The organism is Thermococcus aciditolerans, assembly GCF_008152015.1.
GTDB lineage: Archaea > Methanobacteriota_B > Thermococci > Thermococcales > Thermococcaceae > Thermococcus > Thermococcus celericrescens.
The window spans coordinates 94,770-115,792 of sequence record NZ_CP041932.1; the positions used below are offsets into that span (position 1 = coordinate 94,770).

Consider the following 21,023-nt stretch of genomic DNA (forward strand, 5'->3'; position numbering starts at 1 on the left):
ACTTCACAGCGGGAGGGCCTCTATGGCCTCCTCCTCGGTTATCTCCTCTTCCTCGTCCCTCCCCGCGAGCCACTCGCCGACGATGTCTATGTCCCCGCCGCCGTAGTGGCCGTTCATGTCCCTCTCGAAGCTGTATATCTTCACCATCGCCGGGATCGTTATCGCGTAACCCACTAGGACGGCCTCGCCAACGCCGAGGGAGGCAATGTCGCTCAGCAGATCCTCGCTTATCTGCTCGCTCGCCTGCTGGACGTAGCGCTGGTCGTTCGGCTCGACGAGCTTGAGGATTATCTTGGTGTTCGTCTGGCTGAGTATGTCGTCGTCCAGCTTCTTCGGCCTCTGCGACACTATTCCGAGGCCCACGCCGAACTTCCTGCCCTCGCGCGCTATCTTGCCGAGCCACAGAGTTGCGGGGTTCTTCTCTCCCCTCGGCGCGAATATGTGTGCCTCCTCCACTATGATCAGCACGGGCCTCGTTAAAGCTGGATACCTCTCGGAAACCTCCCTGACGAGGGCCCTGTCGTTGGTTCTGACGCCCTTAACGTAGTCTATCCTGTTCTTGAGGATTCCGCGGAGGACGAAGCTCGCCAGCGTTATCATCTGCTCCTCTTCCATTCCGCTGAGGTCTATAACGTTCACCATCCCCGGCCTTATCTCGCTCAGCACGTTGACGGGGCTTATGAACTCGCCGAAATTGGCCCTGAGCTCGCTGAGGTAGTCCTTCAGCCTTATGAGGGCCTCTATGTCCCTTGACTGTATTTTCCTCGGCGTCTCTATGCCCTTCTCGTCGTAGTAGTGGATGATCTTGTCGTCGGTGTTCTCGTAAACCCTTATCCACTCCTCTATCTTGTCCTCCATCTCGTGGATGAAGGCAATTCCGCCGACGACCTGTCCTTTCCTCCGCATCTCCTCCCTGACCGTCCTGTAAACCAGTCCCAGGAAGCGTCTCTGCAGACTGGCGTTTTCAGCTATCCCGAGCAGTGTGGCGAACTCGCTGAGCCTTATCCTCCCAGGATCTATCGTGGCCTTTATCGGGTGCACGCGCGCGCCGGGCCAGCTCAGCCTCCGGTATTCCCCGTGGGGGTCGAGAATAACAACCGTGGCGTTGACGTTGCTCACCAGCTCCTTCGTGAGAACCGCTATCGTGTTGGACTTTCCTGCACCAGTGACGGCCAAGACCGCGAAGTGCCTCGAAACGAGTTTGTTAGCGTCCAGCCCCACCTCTATGTTCTCCCTCGCGATGAGCCTGCCGAGACGTATGTGCCCTTCCGAGAAGATTTTCTGGAGGTCCTCGTCCCTCGCCAGGTAGACCTTCTCGCCTGGCTTTATCGGGACGCGGTTCGGGGCGGGCTTCGTCAGAAACTCACCGTCGTGCCTCCTCAGCACACCGAGAACCTTCGCCGTCGCCAGGATCGCCTCGCTCTTGTCCAGGACGCCCTTTGAGAATACGTTCACTGTCTTCTCAACGTAATCGTAGCTTCCCCTGCCTGCTTCCATCAGCCAGTTTATGTTTCTAATCGACTTCAGAAGTGCTAAAACCTCGTCACCGTCCCGGTTTTTAACGACCAGAAATTCCCCGAAGCGGGGCAGCTCGTTCCTCGGGTTCACTATGAACGTGAAGTGATCCGTGCTTGATTCGCCAAAAACTATTCCAACGGCACCGTTTCCGACCATATTACCACCCTGAGTTGATTGGAGAGGGATGAACAAAAACCTTTCGCCGGCCAAAACCCTAAAAGGCCCCGAGTGCTATCTGGTAACATGAGCGAAATCCCCTATGAAAGGATTCTCCTGGTTACGGGCAGGCTCGCGGAACCCCTCGTGAGGAAGTACGGAGAAGGCTGCGACGTCTTCGTTACGCCGGTCAGCGTTGCCGCCTTCCTGACTCCCGAGATGATAGCGGGCTATCTAAAAAAGGCCGGTATAAAGAGTGAGGATTACGACCTAATCCTAATCCCTGGCCTCGTTCGAGGTTCAGCCCGACTTATCGAGGACGAACTCGGAATCCCCGCCTTCAAGGGCCCGAGGAACGCGATGGACCTTCCCCAGACGCTTAAAGCCCTGGGCAAGGGCTTCAAGCTCAGCAAGGGGGTTCCGGCTGACGAGCTCTTCTCCTTCGATGCCCTCAAGAGGGTTGAAGACATCAGGAACAAAACGGGGAATCGGCACTACATCGAGAAAGCCCTCAAAAGGCCGTGGAACGTCCTAATTGGCAACCTTCCCGCGGGAAGGGACTTTCCGGTGAGGATTCTGGGGGAAGTGGTGGATGCCCCAAGGCTCGGCCTTGATGGTGTGGTTGAGAAAGCCTTCTACTACCTCCGGGAGGGGGCGGATATAATCGACATTGGCATGGTCGCCGGCGAGACAAACCTGGATTTCATTGATCTGATTCCAGAAGTCCGCGAGAGGCTGAAGAGAGAGGGCTTCGACGTCCCGATAAGCTTCGACTCCCTCAACGCGAAGGAGCTCGAGAGAGCCCTTGATTATGCGGACCTATTCCTGAGCGTTGATGAGGGCAACATTGAGGAGCTTGTAACGGAAAAGCCCGTCGTTTTAATCCCGACCAACCAGAGGAAGGGCTTTTTCCCGGCCAAACCGGCTGAGAGGGTCGAATTCCTGGAAAACCTCAAGGAGAAGGCCCTCGATTTGGGCTACGGAACGGTAATTCCCGACTTAATCCTTGAGCACGTCCCCCATCTGGCGCGCTCAGTCACGGCCTTCCAGCTCTACCGCGAGAGGAATCCAGACGACGTTCTTTTGGCCGGCGTTGGCAACGTGGTTGAACTCTACGATGCCGACAGCGTCGGAATGAACGCCCTCCTTGCCGGAATCTCTAAGGAACTCTCAATAAACCTCCTCCTCACGACCGAGACGAGCGCCAAAGCCAGGGGTTCTGTGAGGGAGCTGAGGAGAGCAATCGACATGAACCTCTTTGAGATGCCAAAGGATCTGGGCTTCGACCTGCTTCTCCTGAAGGAGAAGAGGGCAGCGGCCTGGCGGTTTGAACCGACTGGAGAGGTGGTCGAGGCAGAGAAGAGGCCCGTTGAACTTGAACCCATCTACTTTCGCGTCTGGGTCGAGGAAGGTAAAATCTGGGTGAACGCCCACCGGGGAACCGAGGCCGTTCTTACGATAGTCGGCGACGAACCGAACGCGATAATCGACACGGTTCTTGAGCGCTTTGAGATAAGCCCGAGGCATGCGTTCTATCTCGGCCGGGAGCTTGAGAGGGCCTATACGGCGTTGAAACTGAGGAGGAGCTACGTTCAGGAGGTTGAGCTTTTCCCCGACTTCTACTGGAACAAATTTGTATAACTTTACCCATCTCTTTTATGGACGATCGTTACATAAAAGTGTATTTACATGCACACTTTTGACAAAAGAACCACGAGGGAACTCGACGGGGGAGGAGCCTTGTTGGCCTCGGATTGAACCCAAAAAGCATTTTAAACTTGTTTTCAGAGGGCAGTTGAATGGGCTCCTCTGGCCGGTTCTTCTGACTTTTGGATGGTTTTTCGGGGAGTGCGGTGCAGTAAAAATCCCTAATTGGACCGTTTTTCCAAAACCCTTTTCTGACTTTCTCCAGTCACGAATTCCACGGTTTATCCTGTGTGTTTTCTGGGGTTGGGGCTTTAAGAGGCCTTCAACGGTAGTTTTACAATGCCCTGTGGTTCCAAAGACGTCCCCAGAATCCTCTTCTTCCAAGGCCTTTCGGGGGACAAAATTTATATAATAGTTCGTTCTTCCTTCCATTGTCCAAAAGGGCGAAAAAATGGACAGCTTCAGAACAAGCTTATGCTTTGGAAACAGAATCTTGCCCTTCTTGGTAACTCTGGCGGTCTTTATCTCGTTTCAGAACCAGCTATGCTTTGAGAACAGTACTCGTCGTGTGACGATGCCAACCCGCCGACCCTATGGGCGAACCGATTTTTCGAGAGGAGTTTTTGAGTTCTGTAAAATGGGCTTGGGCCGAACCTGAAACCGGGTTTAGAAAACATCGGGGCAAGAACGGAAAGCGAATCACTGGAGGTTCCGCATCGCCGGCTTCCTGAAGAGCTCATCCAGCTCCGCCCGTCTGGCCCGCACCCGCTCGTGGAGCCTCGCCACGCGCTCGTCACCGGGATATTTCATCATCAGGGTTGTGGTTATGCCCTCCAGGAAGCCGAGTATCGAGACTTTTATGAAGTCCTCGCCCTTCTTGCTCTCCAGCCCCTCGTTGAGGGCCACGAACGAATCGAGCCTCGCTATTAGCGCCCCCTCCCCAAGCTCTTCCAGCAGGCTTCTGACCTCCGCCACCTCGGGTATATCGATCGTCATACCATCACCTCACAGCTTCAAATTGAAGAACCTCACCGCGTTCCTCTCGGTGACCCTCTCGACTTCCTCGAACCCCAGCCCCTTAAGCTTTGCCACCTCTTCAATGGCAACGCGGACGTTGCACGGCCTGTTTCTCTCCCCCTTGATGGGACTCATGTAGGGAGCGTCCGTTTCCACCAGTATATTTTCGATTTCAAGGGCCTCTGCAGCTGCCCTGACTTCCGGGATGAAAACTATCCCCGTGTTTATCCCTATGGGGTGTTCGTTCTCTACTATCTCCCCCGCCAGCTCAACGCTTCCCGCGAAGGAGTGGAAGTACGCCCTAACGCCCGCGCGCTGAACCATCTCAAAGGCCTCCCTTTCGGCCTCGCGGGCGTGTATCACCACGGGAAGCCCCAGTTCGAGGGCCAGCTCAAGGAAGTGCTTGAATATCGCCCTCTGGTTCTCCCGCTGCCTTTCGTTTTCCGCGTAGTGGTAGTCGAGCCCTATCTCCCCTATCGCCACTATCTCGTCCCTGTGGTCCAGTATGAACTCCTCAACCCGCTTCACCTTCTCCCAATTGCCACGCCGCGCCTCGTTCGGATGGTACCCCAGTGTGGGAACGATGAAACCGAAGTACGGCTTCAGCATCTCCCAGCTCTTCCAGACGTGGGCTTTCCTGTACTCGGTGATTGAGTCCACCACAGCGGCGAGATCCTTCCGACACTCCTCTATGATCCTCGGTGCGTCCTTTTTGTAAAACTCGAAGTGGGCGTGGGCATCAATCACTCTCTCCCCTCCTGTCCTTTCTGGTCTCCCATATTACCTTCCCATCTTTTCTAACGACCCTCAGGATGCGGTGGTACGGTATCTGGGCGTCCCCGACAAAGAAGTAGCCGTGACCGAGCTCTATCATCTCGACGGGGATTTTCTTGACATCGCCGTAGGCACCGCGGTGCTCTATGATGACGTAGTATTCCCCCTCGTCCTCCCTGGGGTCGTACTTGAGCTTCGCCAGAACCTCCTTCACGGAGCCCTTCCGCATCAGAGCCACCCCAGGATTTCGTCGATGTTCTCTCCCCAGTCCTTTATGACCCAGCCGTGTCCAGGGAGGCCGAAGTCAACGTCGTAATCCCTGAGCCTTTCGAGGCTCTCCCTGAGTGCCCAGCCGTCTCCGGTCGGCAAATCCGTCCTGCCAACCGTGCCGTTGAAGACAGTGTCCCCTGTGAACATTACCCTCGTCTCCCCATCGTCCAGGTAAAGGCACGAACTTCCCGCCGTGTGGCCGGGCGTGTGGATCAGCTCAAGCTCCAGGGAGCCGACTTTGAGTGCATCGCCCTCCCTCAGGTGGAGGTCAACTTTCTGCGGTTCGAACCTCCTCCCGTAGGAATAGGCCAGAATCACGTAGTCGTCCCCCTTCTCCACCGTTTTTGCTGTGGTTTCATGGGCGGCGAAGAGCACCTCGATCCCTTTCCCTTCAAGCCATCCCTTCAGTACCCCGTTCCCGCCCACATGGTCGAAGTGCTCGTGGGTGTTGAATATCGTGACCCTCTCAACGCCGTTGAGGAGGCCTTCCCTCTCCCAGATTTCGGCGTAGACGTGCCAGTTAACGCCGGTGCCGGTGTCCACTATGAGGGCCTCCCTTCCGTCCCTCACCAGGTAGACGTTTGAGTCCCAACCTATACCCCTCAGCATCGTGGTGTGGGGAGGAATCTCAACAGGCACCAGCTCCCTCGGGAACTCCTCGATGGAGCTTATCCTCACGCTTTCACCTCCAAAAGGGGCTCGAGGAGGACCGCCTCCTCATACGGAGGGCAAACCCCGTCGGGAGGGGTCAAACTCTTCATCGCCCTATCGACTTACGCGGGGGATGTTTATAAACTCAACCGCGGAGGTTGAATTAGGTGACCCAAATGAAAACCGAGCGCGCGAAGGAGATACTCCTTCAGCTTTTGAAGATACCCTCCCCCTCTGGAGAGGAAGACAGGATAATGCTCCACATAATGGAGTTCCTCCACAAACTGGACTACGACGTCCATATCGAGAGCGACGGGCAGATCATCGACCTCGTCGTCAACCCCGAGGCCGAGCTCTTCTACGAGGTTCACATCGACACGATACCAATTCGCGCGGAGCCCTTCGTGAGGGGCAACATCGTCTACGGAACCGGAGCGAGCGACATCAAGGGCGGAGCGGCAGCTATACTCCTCATGCTCGAGAACCTCCGCAGGGAAGGGAAGGAACTCAACGTCGGCATCGTCTTCGTCAGCGACGAGGAGCACGGCGGCCGCGGAAGTGCCCTCTTCATGGAGCGCTACAAGCCCAAGATGGCCGTCGTTCTGGAGCCGACCGATCTGGAAGTCCACGTTGCCCACGCCGGCAACATCGAGGCCTACTTTGAAGTTGACGGCAAGGAGGCCCACGGGGCCTGCCCCGAGAGCGGCATCAACGCCATAGAGGAGACCTACAAGATGCTGGAGGAGATGAAGAAGCTCGAGCCCTTCAATGCCAAGGGCAAGTACTTCGATCCCCACATCGGCATCCAGGAGCTCGTCTGCGACAACCCTGTGTACCTCATCCCTGCCCTCTGCCGCGGCCGGCTTGAGGCGAGGCTCCTGCCGGACCAGGAAGTCGAGGACATACTCGACCTGCTCGACCCAATATTCGACGAGTACACTCTGAAGTACGAATACACCGAGATATGGGACGGCTACGAGCTTGAACCCGACGAGGAGATTGTCCAGCTGGCGAAGAAAGCGATGGACGTTACCGACATAGACGAGTTCGGCGGAATGAGGAGCTGGACCGACGCCATAAACTTCATGTACAACGGCACCAGAACCATAGTCTTCGGCCCGGGCAACCTCGACATATCGCACACCAAGAACGAGCACATCGATGTTAGGGACGTCGTTACCGCCAGCGAGTTTCTGAAGGCACTGAACGAGATTTACGGGAAGGGCGAGTAAGCCTTTCTTTTTCTCGCCAACCTTTTTAGGGAGGACCCCCACCAGTTACTGGTTGGGGGCTATTCCTCGCTCTCCTTCTCCTCCTTCTTATCCACCCAGAAGCGCCTCGTCCTTATGAACTGCCGCTCCCGTTCCATTAGGGCGACGAGCAGGCCATCTCCTTTGTACTGGGCTAAAATTCTTGCCGCCGTGTCCGGCCCCGTTCCGTAGCTGGCCAGAGCCAAGACCGCCTCGAACCCGTAGGAATCCACGAGGTCGGCGGCCTTCAGCAGCTTCCTGTAGGTTCTCTCCTCCTTCCGCTCCAGCGGCTTTCCATGGCGAACCTTCTCCAAGACCGGGAGAAACTCCTCCGCATCTATTGGGTGAGCAACGGCGAGCATCTTCGAGCCGCAGCGCGGGCACTGCCTCAGCTCCACGTTCTGCAGTCTAATCACCCTCGTCTTCGAGTGCCAGCCGCAGTTGGTGCAGACCAGAACGACCTCGTGCTCAAGAAGTCTCTTCCTGAACAGCTCCAGTATCTCGTCCCTCTCCAGAACGCCGGAGAGCAGGAACTCGCCGCCGACGGTCATGTTGAGCTTGGCCAAAGTCGAGGGTTCCCTCCTAAGCTCGGTCTTCACCCTCATCGTACCCCTCTTGAGCATCTCAAGGACGAGTTCTCCCTTTCTCACGTCCACCTTGTCGTGGTACAGCTCGCTCAGGGTTTCCCTCTCCACCACCGTACCCTCGAAGAGCCTCTCGATTCTCCTTATCTTGGCGTCCCTCCTCAAAGCCCCAAACCGCTTCGCCACGTTCAGCATGCGCCAGCGGTATGCGTGTGAATCCCTCAGAGCGCGAGAGACTATGAACTCCAGGCTTTCCGGCTCCCCGTAGAGGTAGCCCTTCACCTCCTCCGGGTTCAGCTGGAAGGGCGTTTTGAAGACTATCGCGTGGGCTTGGGAGCGAACCGAGAAAACCCTTCCGTAGCGCAGAATCAGGAACGAGTGAACCAGCCTTCCGAGAGCCTCGTTGGCCCGGTTTCCAAAATCGGCGTGTATGACAAGTGCCTTGGGCGTGCTCTCGACGACGATATCGCGGTCGGTTGAGAAGGACTCATCTTTGATCTCGTCGAAAGCCCTCCTCAGCTCCTCCTCGCTGAACTCAACCCCCTCCAAAAGCCCCTTCGCCTTCTTGAAGTCAAAAGCCAACTCCCTCTTCAGCCTGCCTATGTCAAGGGCAACGCTGAATGGAACGGGAATCATTTCGCCTTCCCAGCTCGGTATGGCGCTCTCAAGGCTCTTGCTCTCACGGACCTTCAAAAGCCTCGCCTCGTCATCGATTTTAAGCACAATCCAGCTCCGCCCGTTCATGACGAAGTCCATGCCCTCCTCCAGGTCCATCACGAACCTCTCGTCGAGTCTGCCTATGACGTGCCCGCTTCCGGCGTCGAAAACCCTCCACGAAACCTCATCGGGAATCGTCGAGAGGTTCTCGTAGTAGTACTGGAAGGCTCCCCTCCTCAGGTAGAGCAGGCCGCTTTCCTCGTCGTAGCCTATCAGCCGAGCATCTTCGAGAACCGCCAGAACATCGAGGTAGTCCTCCCAGCTCAAATCCCGGTAAACATACGCCCGTTTCGCTATCTCGTAGGGCCTCTCGCGCGGGAGTCTCCTATACTCGACGAGCAGGCCGACAACGAAGTGGGCCAGAACATCAAGGCCGCCCATCGGCTCGACCGCCTCAAAGCGGCCTTCGAGGGCGTGCTTCGCTATGACGAGGCTCTGGAGGTAGTCCTCGACGTTGGAAGTTATGATGTATCCCTCGCTCACCTCCCCTATCCGGTGCTTGGCCCGACCGACGCGCTGGACGAGCCTGTTCACCTGGCGGGGGCTCATGTACTGAATAACAACATCAACGTCGCCTATGTCTATGCCCAGCTCCATTGAGGACGTGCAGATTAGGGCCTTGATCCTGCCCTCCTTAAGGGCCCTCTCCGCTTTAATGCGTGCCTCCCTCGAAAGCGAGCCGTGGTGAACTTCGACCGGCTTCCCCCAGGCCTTGAGGCGGTGGGCCAAGATTTCCGCGAACTGGCGCGTGTTGGTGAATATGAGCGCCTTCCCGTGCTCCTCAACTATCTCCCAGAGAAGCCTCAGCCTCGCCGCTATCTCAGGGGAAAGGCTCAGCTCCCTGGCGAGCTTCATGTCCTTCTCGCCGGGCCTCGGATAGAGAACATGGAAGCGGTAGTTCTTCCTCCAGCTCGGCTTCACTATGACGTCTGCCCCTAACCATTCCCTCACTTCCTCCTCGTTGCCGACCGTTGCTGTCATGCCTATCCTTCTGAAGTCTGCAATCTCGGCCAAACGCTCAAGGCCGAGGAGCAGCTGCGCACCGCGCTTGTTATCGACCAGCTCGGATATCTCATCGACGATGATGAACCTCACGTTTTCGAGGTGCTTTCTGAGGGATTTAACCGTCAGAATCACGCCGAGGGTTTCGGGGGTTATGATGAGCATCTGAGGGGGATTCCTCGTCTGCTTCGCCTTCCTGTAGGCTGAGGTGTCGCCGTGTCTGACCTCGACGGTTATTCCAAGTTTCTTTCCCCACCATTCCAGCCTCTCAAGCAGATCCCTGTTGAGGGCCTTGAGCGGTGCGATGTAGAGGGCGGAAATCGGTTTAAGTCCCTCTTCAAGGATTTCATTGAAGACGGGCAGAACGGCCGCTTCGGTTTTCCCCGAGCCGGTTGGAGCGATGACCAGAACGCTCTTCCCCGAACTAACCTCGCGGAATGCCCCTGTCTGGACCTCGTTGAGCCTTTCGAAGCGCTCCCTGATGACCTTTCTTAGGAGGGGGTGCATGATGAAAAATGAGCGGGGTGGTTTATAAGCCCAACCACCGTTAGATTTATAAGCGATATATCGTCCGATACATCGGTGATAGCAATGGAAGCCGCGAGGAAGAACGGAGCCTACGACATGGCCTACGCCAAGAGGGCGATGCTCGTCGTGATCATTCTCCCACTGCTCGTCATGTACACAGAGGCGATGCTGACTCCGGCACTGCCGACGATCCAGAGAGAGTTTGGAATAAACCCCAACGACGTCAGCTGGGTGCTGACCATCTACCTCCTCGTCGGGACGGTGAGCGCGGCCATATTCGGCAAGCTCGGCGACATGTACGGCAAGAAGAAGATGTTTTTGGTCGCTCTGGGCTTCTACACGCTGGGAGTTGTGCTCAACGGCTTTGCACCGAGCTTTCACTGGCTTCTCGTTTCCCGCGGAATCCAGGGCCTCGGAATGGCCATATTCCCCCTCGCATTCAGCCTCGTCCGTGAGGAATTCCCGCCCGAGATGGTGCCGCAGGTTCAGGGGATGATAAGCGCCATGTTTGGCGTCGGTATGGTTATCGCGCTTCCCCTTGGCGCGTACGTAACCCAGAACTTCGGATGGCGCTGGACGTATCATTCAGCGGCACCTTTTGCAGTCTTCATGTTCATCCTTGCCTGGAGGGTTCTCCGCGAGAGCCGCTACGTGAACCCCGGAAAGCTCGACTGGCCGGGGGCGCTCTTCCTAGTCTGGGCGGTCGTGCCAGCTCTCGTCGCCGTAACGCGCGCCCCGAACGTCGGCTGGAGGGCGGAGCAGACGCTTGTGCTCTTCGGAGTATCAATCATCGGAATCATCGCGCTCTACCTCTGGGAGAGGAGAGCGGACAACCCGTTGATTCCGCTTGACATAATATCCTCCAGAAATCCCGCCATAGTGAACCTCGGCATAATGTTCGCGGCCTTTGGAATATCCATGATGAGCCAGGCGAACACCTACATCTTCCAGATGAAGCCGCCCTACGGCTTCGGCAAGACAATACTCGAAAGCGGCCTGCTCATGACGCCTATGGCCCTTGCGATGCTGGTCGTAGCTCCCCTGGCCGGCAAACTGATGCCCAGGATAGGTGCGAAGCCTTTAGCCATAACCGGTGCCCTGACAGCAAGTGCAGGCCTGGCTCTGCTCTCCCAGTACGCCACCCAGCTCTCCCTCACCCAGTTCGTGGCCCTCATAACGGTCGTCGGGGCCGGAATAACCCTCATGAACGTCTCCTTCATCAACGTGCTGGTGTTCTCGGTTCCTCCGAGGGTCATGGGAGTGGCGACCGGAGCGAACAGCCTGTTCCGGAACTTCGGCTCGACCTGGGGACCGGCCATAGCGGGAACCGTCATGAGCACCTACTACATACTCGTGCACATTCCCCAGGTTCCCGTGCCGATCAAGATACCGACGGAGAAGGCCTACGAGGTGCTCTTCGGCACTTCGGCGCTCGTCTACCTCTTCCTCGCCCTGCTTAGCTTAGCCATCGTCGAGGTCATGAAGGGCGGAAAGATACACGAGGTGGAGAACGAGGGAGAAAGGGAAATAACCGTCGGCTGATTTCTTTTTTCATTCTCCCCTGTAGGCTCTTAGGTAGAGCTCCCTTATCTCCTCCGGCTTTGGCTCGACTGGATTGAATGCCACAAGTCCGTCGCGGTATGCTTTTTCGGCCATCTCTTCGACCCTCTCGACGAAGGTCTTCTCATCGACCAGTTCGCTCAGCCTCGGAACGCCGAGCATCTCGTTGAGCTCCCCCACAACTTCGATAAGGTCCTTCGCCGTCTGGAAGCCCAGCTCCCTGGCTATCTCCGCGTAGCGCTTCCTCGCGTAGTCGCTCCTCTCGGCGTTGAACTCCATCACGTAGGGAAGGAATATCGCGTTGAGAAGTCCATGTGGACCAATCCACGCCGCTTTGTGGCTCATCGCGTGGCAGAGGCCGAGGCGCGCGTTGAGAAAGGCTATCCCAGCCATCGTCGCCGCGTAGTGAATCCTCGCCCTCGCCTCCTCGTCGCCCCTGACGGAGAGCGGAAGCCACCTGTAAACGGTCTTTATGGCCTTAATCGCCATGGCGTCGCTGAAGGGGTTGGCGACCTTCGTTGTGTATGCCTCTATTCCATGAACGAGGACGTCAAGGCCCGAGTTCCGCGCCACTTCAGCGGGCATCGTCCTCGGCAGCCGGGGGTCGAGGATGGCTACATCGGGCGCTATCTCCGGAGTGACTATGTTGTATTTGACTCCGCCCTTCTTCAGAACGCTCGCCCCGGAAACCTCGCTTCCCGCTCCGCTGGTTGATGGTATCGCTATGAGCCTCGTCCTCAGCTTCGGAACCGGCTTTGGTCTCGAAAACCTGTCTATGAAGGCTATCTCCTCGAAGTTCAGCTCCGGGGCATCGTAGAAGACCTTCAAAGCCTTAGTCGTGTCGATGACACTGCCCCCTCCCATGGACACGAGAAGGTCGGGCTCGAACTCCCGCACCTTGGGCAGGAACTCCTCTATGACCTCGACGCTAGGTTCCGCCGGAAGACCGGCTATCGAGAAGACCTCCGCGCCGGCCTCCTTCACGTAGTCCTCGGCCTCGCTCAGGAAGCCGTGCCTCTTCATCGAACGGGAGGCCAGGATAAGAACGCGCTCGTGCCCCCTTACTTCCTTGGAGAGCTTTCCAAGGGAGCCCTCGCCCTCAATGAGTTTTGTCTTCAGCCAGAACATCTCCACCACCGATGAAGGTTGGGCGGGAGGGCTTTTAACGTTAGCTGAGTGGACTGCTGAAGAATGCAATTCTGTGGCCATCTGCTGGAGGAAGTGGCAAAAATATGTGTTAAAATAAATGGGGAGGGACATCAATCTTCGTCGTCCCAGTCCCACTCCTCCTCGTCTTCCCACTCTTCATCATATTCGTCAAAGTCCTCGTAGGCCTCCTCCACCTCATCGAGGGGGTCGAAATCTTCTTCCTCTTCCTCGACCTCAACCTTTGGCGGGACCTTCTTCTTGGGCGGATACATCTGGGCCACCCCCTTTCAGGGCGGATTATAGCCGGAAAAAGGGCTTAAAAACTTTTCTTTTCAATTTTCACGGCAATTATTCGGCTGTCTAAAAATTTTACCGAATGATAAAATAGTTAGGCGAGAAAAACGGCCTTACCTGGGAGAAAGGTTTATATACCCTTAGCCAACCCAATGGTGCTTTCCCATAGATTTCGGAGGAGCATGGCCATGGAAGCCTTTAAAGCGGCCCCAACAGGGGAGTATAAGAAAAAAACGGAATCTTTAGCCGGAGAATCGGAGGCAGGTGATGCCCCCGGCGGCCTCGGAAGGCTCTTTAGAGCACCCCTTCTTGAGGAGTTCCTCGGAATCAAGGAAATCCACATTGAGTACGAGGGAATAAACCCGACGGGAACCCACAAAGACAGGCTGGCAATGGCCCACGCGAAGAGGGCTCGCGAGGAAGGCTTCTCCGGAATAACCGTCGGCACCTGCGGGAACTACGGAGTCGCGATAGCCCACTACGCCCGCCTCTTTGGCCTAAGGGCGTACATTTTCGTCCCTGAAGGCTATACCCTCGAGAGGCTCCCCGAGATGAGGACTCTCGGCGCCGAGGTCATCATGGTCTCAGGTATTTACGAGGATGCCGTCGAGGCCAGCAGGCGCTTTGCCGTTGAGATGAACGTCTACGACGCCAATCCCGGAAGCAAACGCGATGTGGACTTCACGGCCTATTCCCTGCTGGCGGAACAGATACTCAAAAGAGTACAGCCGGATGCGGTCTTCGTTTCCCTCGGCAACGGCACCACCCTCGCCGGCCTCTGGGAAGGCTTCAAAGAGCGTGGAGCCAGACCGAGGATGATTGGTGTTACAACTGCCTTTGGCAACGAGGTTCTCAGAAGGTTCCACGGCGATTCAAACGAAGACTTCGCGGAGACCGCGCTGAATGAACCCCTCGTTTCGGGGCGTTCCTTCGACCGCGATGCGGCCCTACTGGCGGTGATGAACTCGAACGGCTACGTCTTTGGCTTTGCGGATGACACCGCCCTGAGGTGCTCCGAGGTTCTCCACCTAACGACGGGATTGAAAACCATGCCCGCCTCGGCCCTCACCCTAGCCGGCCTCGTCAAGTTTGTCGTGAAGTTTGGGATCAGGAAAGGAAAGTTTGTGCTCCTGCTTACCGGAGGTGTTGATAGTGGAAGAGGCACTCGTCCTTACCGAGGGGCGTTATCTGACCTCCGATGGGAAGACGGCACACGGGCTCGTGCGCTATTCCAAGAGGTTTAGGATAGTGGGTCTCATAGACTCAACTCTGGCCAGCCTTGACGCCGGAGAGGTTCTCGACGGGAGGAGAAGGGGAATCCCAATCTACGCGACCCTTGACGAAGCCCTCTCGGAGAATCCAACTGCCAAGTGGCTCATCATAGGCGTCGCAACCCCTGGCGGAAAGCTCCCCGAGAGCTACAAAAAGATTGTGATGGGGGCCATAAAGAACGGCCTCGGTGTGGTCAACGGGCTACATGACTTCCTCAGTGACGACCCCTACCTGAGGCATCTGGCAAGGCGCTACGGCGTCGAGATAATCGACGTCCGCAAGATTTTCTACAACACGCGGATTCCCTTCACTGGCAAAATCGAGGAGGTCAAGGCCATCAAGGTCGCCGTCCTCGGAACCGACGCCGCGATAGGCAAGAGAACCGTCGCGATTATGCTCCACGAGGCCTTCAAGAGCCTTGGCCTGAAGAGCGAGTTCATAGCGATGGGCCAGACCGGCTGGATGCAGGGCTTCAGGTACGCGATAGTGACCGACTCCATAATAGACGACTTCGTTCCTGGCGCTATAGAGGACGTCTTCTACCGCGCGTGGATCGAGGAGAAGCCGGACGTCATAGTAACCCACGGCGAGGGCTCGCTCCTCCATCCTGCCTTCCCGGGTGGTTTCGACCTCATAGCCGCTGCCAGACCCGACTTCATAGTTCTCCAGCACGCCCCGGCTAGAGAATCCTTCGACGACTTCCCCCAGTACCGGATTCCGCCCCTCGAAACCTACGTCCAGCTGATAGAGCTCCTCAGCGGAAGGAAGCCCGTCGCGATAACGATAAACTCCGAGGGGTTGACTGAGGAAGAATCGATCGAGTGGGCGAGGAAGCTCGAGGCTGAGACTGGCATAATGACGCGCGTGCCCCTCGTTCAGGGCGTCGCGGATATAGCACGCCTCATAACTTCCCTCTCCCGGGCGGAGGTGAGCGTCAGTGAGCCTTCCAGAGCTGAAGTGCTTTGACTACATTGCAATCGAGCGCCCGAGAATCTCGGCGAGGCGCGTTTCAGCGCGCTATATTCTCGGCATCGATGGGGAAGAGAGGAGTTACAGATTGATCCACACCTATCAGGAAAGGATTCCAAAGGTCGAGGCCTTTGCCAAGCTCATGAGCATTGTCCCTGCAATAAACTATGGCCTCTTCACACCCGAGATAAGATTTGAATTCACCCTCGACCCGAGGGATTTAAGGTTCTTCAGGGACGCCATGGAAATCACCGCGAGGGATATCTTCGTCAACAGGATAGCTAATCCAAGCGAGTTCTTAAAACTGGAGTTCGTTCCGAAGGAAATAAAGCCCGAGATGGCCGAGCCCATGGCAAACCTCGTTCCCGAAGGTGTGGAGGAGGAAGAGGTCCACTTCGAGCCCGACTATTCGCGCTGCGCAGTCATGCTCAGCGGTGGGAAGGAGAGCCTGCTCACCTACGGCCTGATGAAAGAGCTCGGTTGCGAGGTTTATCCATCGTTCTACAACGAGGCAGGTCCCCACTGGCACGTGGCGATTCCGGCGTACAGATGGTTCCGGGAAAACGAACCGAATACCAAGAGGGTCTGGGGAAACGCGGACAGGCTCTACTCCTTCATCGAGCGCAACATGGGAATCCTCCAAGGCGTCGGGAGGAGGAAGGCTGAGGTATATCCTGTACGGCTTTTCTTCTTCGAGGGCTACGCCTTCGCCTTTCTGCCCATTCTCTACAAGTATAGAATCGGGAACCTGCTCTTTGGCAACGAGTACGATGATCCCCGCGGTTACGAGCCGTTCCACGGGGTAGAGCACTACAACGCCACCTACGACCAGAGCCAGGCCTTCGAGCTGTATATGACGAACTGGTTCAGGGAGAGGGGCCTTGGAATCCGCCAGTGGTCTGCGGTCAGACCCATAACCGGCTTAATCGTTGAGAGGGTCCTCTACAAACGCTATCCCGGGCTGTTCCGCCTCCAGCGTAGCTGTCACTCAGTTCACAAGGAGGGCGACGACTACCTTCCCTGTGGAACCTGCTTCAAGTGCAACGGAATCCTCACCTTCCTGCTCGCCAACGGGATAGACCCTAGGCTGATAGGATACAAGGACGGGCACATATCCACGCTTCCTGAAAGACTCAGAGGAGGCATGGCGCGCCTGGATAAAGACGAGCTGGAGCACTCGCTTCATTTGATCAAACGCAATTTTCCGGAGTTCCCGCTGGATGGAAAGCCCCACTGGCACGTTGAGATGGTACATTTCGATAACAAAAGTTCCCGCTTGGACAGCGTACCCCCAGAATTCAGGGAGGGGCTCTACTCGATTTTTGAGAAGTACACGAGGGGTTACGCCTATCTGGACGGCGACAGATGGATTAGAATTTCAAGGGAGGAGGCCGTGAATGGGGCTCTTAAAGAAAAAGTCGGATGAACTCCCGCCACTTGAAGAGACTGCAGGGGAGTTCGTCATCGCTGACGGCGAGGATTACATCAACGAGATATTCGAGAACGACATGAGAATAAGCCGCTCCTTTACGCGCCTCCAACTGGATGAGAAGGAATACAGGGAGAACTACAGTAGGGTCATTCAAGAGCTCCTTGCAACCGGTGAGCACAAGTTCTTTGTGGCTGTGGACAGGTACGGACGCTACCTCGGCCATGTCTGGGTTTGTCTCAGGGTTGACACGGTTGATTTCGTGTTGGCGGCCTACATCTTCGATATAGAGACCCTCTTTCCCGGGATTGGGATAGGCAGTGCCCTCCTCGAACGGGCTGAGGAGTGGGCGCAGGCAATGGGGGTGAAAAAAGTCTCCCTTCGCGTTGAGCTCGATAACACTGCCTCCGAGTGGTACAGGAGAAAGGGTTACAGGGACAGGGCGGTTGTTATGGAGAAACCTCTCTGAGGATTTTTTCATTAACCTGACGTTTAAAACCTTCCGTTCTGGAAATCCTTTAATTATCAGGCTCAATTTCTATTATGATGCTCGTGAGGGGTAAGATTATCGGCGAGAGTGTTAGGGCACCCTTTGAGATTTTAAAGACCGAAGACGGCATCTCCCTCCGGGTCGAACTCCCGAGCGAACCCTTTGAGTACTCGACGGACTGCTCCTGCCTGGAACCCCTCGAGCTTCTCGGCCTCCTCCTGCCGGCCATAGAGGAAGAAATCGGGGAGATAAAAGGGGTCTTCGTGGAAGAGGTTGTTGAGGATAGAAATCCCCTCCTGAAACGACTCAGGAAAATACTTCGAGGGAAATGAAGAAAACGTTTTATTGGTTGATAGCCCAAATTTAAACGGTGGCGTCAATGTCCCTCTCCGCGAGGCGCGTTCAGCTCATGATAACCTATCCCCATCTGAAGAGGTTCCTGAAGAAGGCCCCTCCGGTAGAGGAAGTCAGGGAGCTTTTAAAACCCATTCAGGGCGAGCTAAGCGAGGACATCGTACTGGAGAGGATTTGAACTGAACTTCTCTACTTTATAATTCAGTTTTGGACTCTTTTGAGTAATCTTTAAAAACTTTTGTCTATACTGTACAGCATAAAATTACTTTATTGGTGATGAACATGGGGAAGCTTGAGGTTGATTTCAAGTTCCACAATGTAGGTCAGGGACTGTTTTACACTGGAAGACTAAAATACGAGAGGACAGTATTCAATTTTGTTTATGATTGTGGCTCTGAGAAAACATCTTTAGTCAAAGATGCTATCGACCGGGAGTTTCAACCTGATGAGGAGATTGACCTGCTGATAGTATCTCATCTGCACAGAGATCACACTAGTGGTATTCCCCACCTGTTTAAGAGGGCAAGTGTGGATACTGTAATACTCCCCTATTTGTCTCCTTTAGAGAGGTTAATTGTTGCATTGACAACACCACGAGCATCACGAGAGTATTACCATTTTCTTGCTGATCCCGTGACATACTTCCTTGAACATAATGTCAGAAGAGTAGTGTTAGTCGGAGGAAAAGAAGCGGATAGGCGTGAGAATTGGATGCCTCCCTTTGAAAGGCCCCCTGATTTTCCTCTTGAGGGAGGATTTGAATTAATTGATGAGTTGCCACCAGATGAGGAACTTAGCTTTTATATTAAAAGTGTGGAACCAGAGCTATCTCGTTCTATCGGGAAAGGCAATGTGGAAGTTAAGAACCACTCAGGAATTTTGAAAGTATCTCTGAATACTATTCCAATATGGGTATTCAGACTTTTCACTTATAAATTAACCCCTCTTTGGGTGTTAGTAGCCTTTAAGCAGTGTGTAGAGCAGAAATTAGGCGCAGTTGATTCTGGTACTCTTAAAGATGCAATTAGAACTATGTATTATAAAGAAAATAAAAATAAATACAAGTTATTGGTAGATTGTTATATTGACGAGATACTAAGAAACTCACATCTTATACCTATGTGTTATCACAAGAAGCCAAAATATTGGTCAAGAAAATCCCTGGTTAAGTATCTTAACGACTTATCACTGATAATTTTACACATGCCCGCTTTTAGATGCTCAAGCTCTAAAATTACCTGCGTCTCTCCCTGCTGTGGATTATGTTGTCACTATAACTATTGCGTATGGTGGGATCTAGATTCTCAGGAGCTATCCCAGTTTTTAACAGGAGATATTAATTTAAATTGTAGATTCAACGAGATTTCTCAGCATTTTGGGCTTGGTAGTAGAATCAATCACACTATAACAACACTTGTTCCTCATCATGGTTCCAGATACAACTGGACAAATGTACTTTGCAATACCATCACTAGCAACTTTTGGATAGTCTCTGCAGGAATTCACAACAGATATGGTCATCCTTCATCACAAGTCTTAGGTGATATATGCGTGAACTGTCATTATCCTCATGTGGTGTGGGTCAATGAGGCAACTTACTTTAGACTCATGGGTATCCTTGAATTTTAAGGGGGAGGAAATGATGTCAGGAAAAGATGACCCAAAGTTGGAGTTAATAGGGATTAAGGTGGAGAACTACCGCTCATACAGGAGGTTTCCCGAAGACGAGGATTATTTGAAGCTTGGACAATTCACAACGTTTATAGGAAAAAATGATGTCGGAAAATCTAACCTTCTGAGAGCAATAGACATTGTATTGGACAACAAAGGCATATCCAAAGATGACCTGCATAAAGGGCAAAAAGTTTCCTGTGAGATAACTCTGTTTTTCAAGGTTCCATATGAGTTTAAAGGAATATTAGAAGAGAAGTTTCAACAGGACTACAATGGTGACGACGTCATTTCAATTTCTAAAAAATTTGAATGGAACAATGAGAGATTTGATGGAAGAGGGAAATACTATCTGAATTTTGATAAAAAGCTGACTGGTGAGTCTCTAAGGTTTATCCAATCTCTTCTTCCCGATGTTCTTTTAATCCCTGCCGTGAAGAACGTTGAAGATGAGTTGAAATTTGGAAGGGACACCCTGATTTCAAAGTTGCTTCTTCCGATAATTGAAAGAACAAGTCAAGAAAAAGCTCAGACAGAGAGTGTGGCTGATTTAAAACGACGTTTAACAGAGGCGATAAAAAGAGAAACCAGAAGTCTCCGGAGAGACTTAAAGAAAGAACTCTCCAAGATGTGGAGTGACATAGAAGATGTGACAATTGAAGTACCCGAGTTAAAATTGGAAAAGGCATTCACACCAGTAATCAAAGTTAAGGATAAATACACAGGAAAAGAGACTCCAATCACATACCGAGGAAGCGGCATGCAGAGGTATTTTATTTTATCCTTGCTGGAGATTTACAGAGAACAAAAAATTGGCAGAGGTTATGTTCTACTGTTTGAGGAACCAGAGATTTATTTGCACATTGGGGCCCAAAAGAAGCTATGTAACATTCTTCAGGAATTCGCTAAGGAGGGACAGGTCATTATTTCAACCCACTCAAGTGTTTTTGTTAATGGAGGCGATCTTTCTAGGTCATACCTTCTTGTTAAAGAGAATGGTGAAACCAAACTACGGAAGTTTTCTGGAAGTCGAGATATCCTTGAAGAACTTGGAATATCCCCGAGTGACCTCTTTTTAACTGATGGAATTCTCTTTGTGGAAGGCCCCTCTGATAGAGAGATATTGGAAATATTTGCCAAAGCACTGTTTCCCCAGTGGGATGAATATAATATAGCTATTGTTCCTATTGGCGGGTCAAACATTAGGCATCAAGATCCTGCGATTCTGACGAAGATAAACCCAAATATTGCGGTTATCTTAGACTCCGACCTGAGAGATGAAAGTTCCGAGCTATCACCTAAGAAAAAGGAACTCCAAGAGAAGTTCAAACAGCATGGTATTCCTGTGTATTTTTGGAAGAAAAATGGAAAGATTATTAGAACAATAGAAAACTTGTTCACTAAAGCGGCTATAAACGAGGCTTTCAGTGAGATTAATCTTCAGTCTGAGATTGGACCATATGATGACGTTCCGCTTATTGTTGGCAGGGAACTAGTAAAAATCGAAGCTGCGCATGACCCCAATTTTGATACGTCTAAATTAAATGAGGATAAATTCTGCAGAGAAAGATACAGCAAAATAAAACACGGGAGAAAGATTGCAAAGAAAATGGTCGAATTGAACATGATTCCCGCTGATGTCAAGGAACTTTTAGAGGACATCTTGGATGGGTTTGGAATTGACACGGGTTAAATGCAATAATAAAACGGAGAGTTAGTTT

At 53.6% G+C, this 21,023-nt stretch carries 19 protein-coding genes; 11 read left to right on the forward strand and 8 right to left on the reverse strand.

What is annotated here, in order from left to right; genetic code table 11:
* Window positions 1-3: 3 nt before the first annotated feature.
* Window positions 4-1,674, reverse strand: a complete 1,671-nt coding sequence (locus tag FPV09_RS00515; RefSeq protein WP_148881968.1) for an ATP-binding protein — start codon at window positions 1,672-1,674, stop codon at window positions 4-6.
* An 87-nt stretch (window positions 1,675-1,761) separates the two neighbouring features.
* Between FPV09_RS00515 and FPV09_RS00520 the strand changes: the two genes are divergently transcribed.
* Window positions 1,762-3,315, forward strand: a complete 1,554-nt coding sequence (locus FPV09_RS00520) for a dihydropteroate synthase-like protein (RefSeq protein WP_148881969.1) — start codon at window positions 1,762-1,764, stop codon at window positions 3,313-3,315.
* Window positions 3,316-4,020: 705 nt separating this feature from the next.
* On the opposite strand, the gene FPV09_RS00525 is transcribed toward FPV09_RS00520, so the two are convergent.
* The 4 genes from FPV09_RS00525 to FPV09_RS00540 are packed head-to-tail and all read right to left on the reverse strand — an operon-like array spanning window position 4,021 to window position 6,060.
* Window positions 4,021-4,317, reverse strand: coding sequence for a DUF3216 domain-containing protein (locus FPV09_RS00525; protein WP_058937829.1), 297 nt, complete (start codon window positions 4,315-4,317; stop codon window positions 4,021-4,023).
* 9 nt (window positions 4,318-4,326) lie between these two features.
* On the reverse strand, window positions 4,327-5,085 hold the full coding sequence (locus FPV09_RS00530) for a YchF/TatD family DNA exonuclease (RefSeq protein ID WP_148881970.1): 759 nt from the start codon (window positions 5,083-5,085) through the stop codon (window positions 4,327-4,329).
* A complete protein-coding gene (locus FPV09_RS00535; RefSeq protein ID WP_148881971.1) occupies window positions 5,078-5,341 on the reverse strand; it encodes a DUF504 domain-containing protein in 264 nt (87 codons plus the stop codon). Before FPV09_RS00535 ends, FPV09_RS00530 begins: the two co-directional genes overlap by 8 nt.
* Window positions 5,341-6,060 carry an MBL fold metallo-hydrolase gene (locus FPV09_RS00540; protein WP_148881972.1) on the reverse strand — a complete coding sequence of 240 codons (720 nt, stop codon included), beginning with the start codon at window positions 6,058-6,060 and terminating at the stop codon, window positions 5,341-5,343. The genes FPV09_RS00535 and FPV09_RS00540 overlap by 1 nt, the downstream gene beginning before the upstream one ends.
* 149 nt (window positions 6,061-6,209) lie before the next feature.
* On the opposite strand from FPV09_RS00540, the gene FPV09_RS00545 reads away from it, so the two are divergent.
* Window positions 6,210-7,265 carry a M20/M25/M40 family metallo-hydrolase gene (locus tag FPV09_RS00545; RefSeq protein ID WP_148883566.1) on the forward strand — a complete coding sequence of 352 codons (1,056 nt, stop codon included), beginning with the start codon at window positions 6,210-6,212 and terminating at the stop codon, window positions 7,263-7,265.
* Between the two features lie 59 nt (window positions 7,266-7,324).
* Here FPV09_RS00545 and FPV09_RS00550 read toward each other — a convergent pair whose 3' ends face one another.
* Window positions 7,325-10,093 (reverse strand): DEAD/DEAH box helicase, encoded by a 2,769-nt coding sequence (locus FPV09_RS00550; RefSeq protein ID WP_148881973.1) that lies wholly within the window; start codon window positions 10,091-10,093, stop codon window positions 7,325-7,327.
* A gap of 84 nt (window positions 10,094-10,177) precedes the next feature.
* On the opposite strand from FPV09_RS00550, the gene FPV09_RS00555 reads away from it, so the two are divergent.
* Complete coding sequence (locus FPV09_RS00555; protein WP_148883567.1) at window positions 10,178-11,656, forward strand: MFS transporter; 1,479 nt, start codon at window positions 10,178-10,180, stop codon at window positions 11,654-11,656.
* A gap of 9 nt (window positions 11,657-11,665) precedes the next feature.
* On the opposite strand, the gene FPV09_RS00560 is transcribed toward FPV09_RS00555, so the two are convergent.
* Both FPV09_RS00560 and FPV09_RS11880 read right to left on the reverse strand, forming a co-directional pair.
* Complete coding sequence (locus tag FPV09_RS00560; protein WP_148883568.1) at window positions 11,666-12,802, reverse strand: iron-containing alcohol dehydrogenase; 1,137 nt, start codon at window positions 12,800-12,802, stop codon at window positions 11,666-11,668.
* A gap of 131 nt (window positions 12,803-12,933) precedes the next feature.
* Complete coding sequence (locus FPV09_RS11880; protein WP_168194702.1) at window positions 12,934-13,095, reverse strand: hypothetical protein; 162 nt, start codon at window positions 13,093-13,095, stop codon at window positions 12,934-12,936.
* A gap of 210 nt (window positions 13,096-13,305) precedes the next feature.
* On the opposite strand from FPV09_RS11880, the gene FPV09_RS00565 reads away from it, so the two are divergent.
* The 8 genes from FPV09_RS00565 to FPV09_RS00595 all read left to right on the forward strand — a co-directional run bounded on the left by FPV09_RS00565 (window position 13,306) and on the right by FPV09_RS00595 (window position 20,995).
* Window positions 13,306-14,361, forward strand: coding sequence for a pyridoxal-phosphate dependent enzyme (locus FPV09_RS00565; protein ID WP_148881974.1), 1,056 nt, complete (start codon window positions 13,306-13,308; stop codon window positions 14,359-14,361).
* A complete protein-coding gene (locus FPV09_RS00570; RefSeq protein WP_148883569.1) occupies window positions 14,270-15,355 on the forward strand; it encodes a DUF1611 domain-containing protein in 1,086 nt (361 codons plus the stop codon). The genes FPV09_RS00565 and FPV09_RS00570 overlap by 92 nt, the downstream gene beginning before the upstream one ends.
* Window positions 15,327-16,784, forward strand: a complete 1,458-nt coding sequence (locus FPV09_RS00575; RefSeq protein ID WP_148881975.1) for a hypothetical protein — start codon at window positions 15,327-15,329, stop codon at window positions 16,782-16,784. The genes FPV09_RS00570 and FPV09_RS00575 overlap by 29 nt, the downstream gene beginning before the upstream one ends.
* Window positions 16,756-17,256 carry a GNAT family N-acetyltransferase gene (locus FPV09_RS00580; RefSeq protein ID WP_148881976.1) on the forward strand — a complete coding sequence of 167 codons (501 nt, stop codon included), beginning with the start codon at window positions 16,756-16,758 and terminating at the stop codon, window positions 17,254-17,256. The genes FPV09_RS00575 and FPV09_RS00580 overlap by 29 nt, the downstream gene beginning before the upstream one ends.
* A gap of 77 nt (window positions 17,257-17,333) precedes the next feature.
* Entirely contained in the window at window positions 17,334-17,609 is a 276-nt protein-coding gene (locus FPV09_RS00585) for a hypothetical protein (protein WP_148881977.1), read from the forward strand.
* A 38-nt stretch (window positions 17,610-17,647) separates the two neighbouring features.
* Window positions 17,648-17,809, forward strand: coding sequence for a hypothetical protein (locus tag FPV09_RS11885; protein WP_168194703.1), 162 nt, complete (start codon window positions 17,648-17,650; stop codon window positions 17,807-17,809).
* A gap of 104 nt (window positions 17,810-17,913) precedes the next feature.
* The gene (locus FPV09_RS00590; protein ID WP_168194704.1) at window positions 17,914-19,260 is read left to right on the forward strand and encodes an MBL fold metallo-hydrolase; all 1,347 of its coding nucleotides are present in this window, start codon (window positions 17,914-17,916) and stop codon (window positions 19,258-19,260) included.
* Window positions 19,217-20,995: an ATP-dependent nuclease gene (locus tag FPV09_RS00595; protein ID WP_168194705.1), complete on the forward strand. Its 1,779-nt coding sequence runs from the start codon at window positions 19,217-19,219 to the stop codon at window positions 20,993-20,995. Before FPV09_RS00590 ends, FPV09_RS00595 begins: the two co-directional genes overlap by 44 nt.
* The last annotated feature ends 28 nt before the right edge of the window (window positions 20,996-21,023 follow it).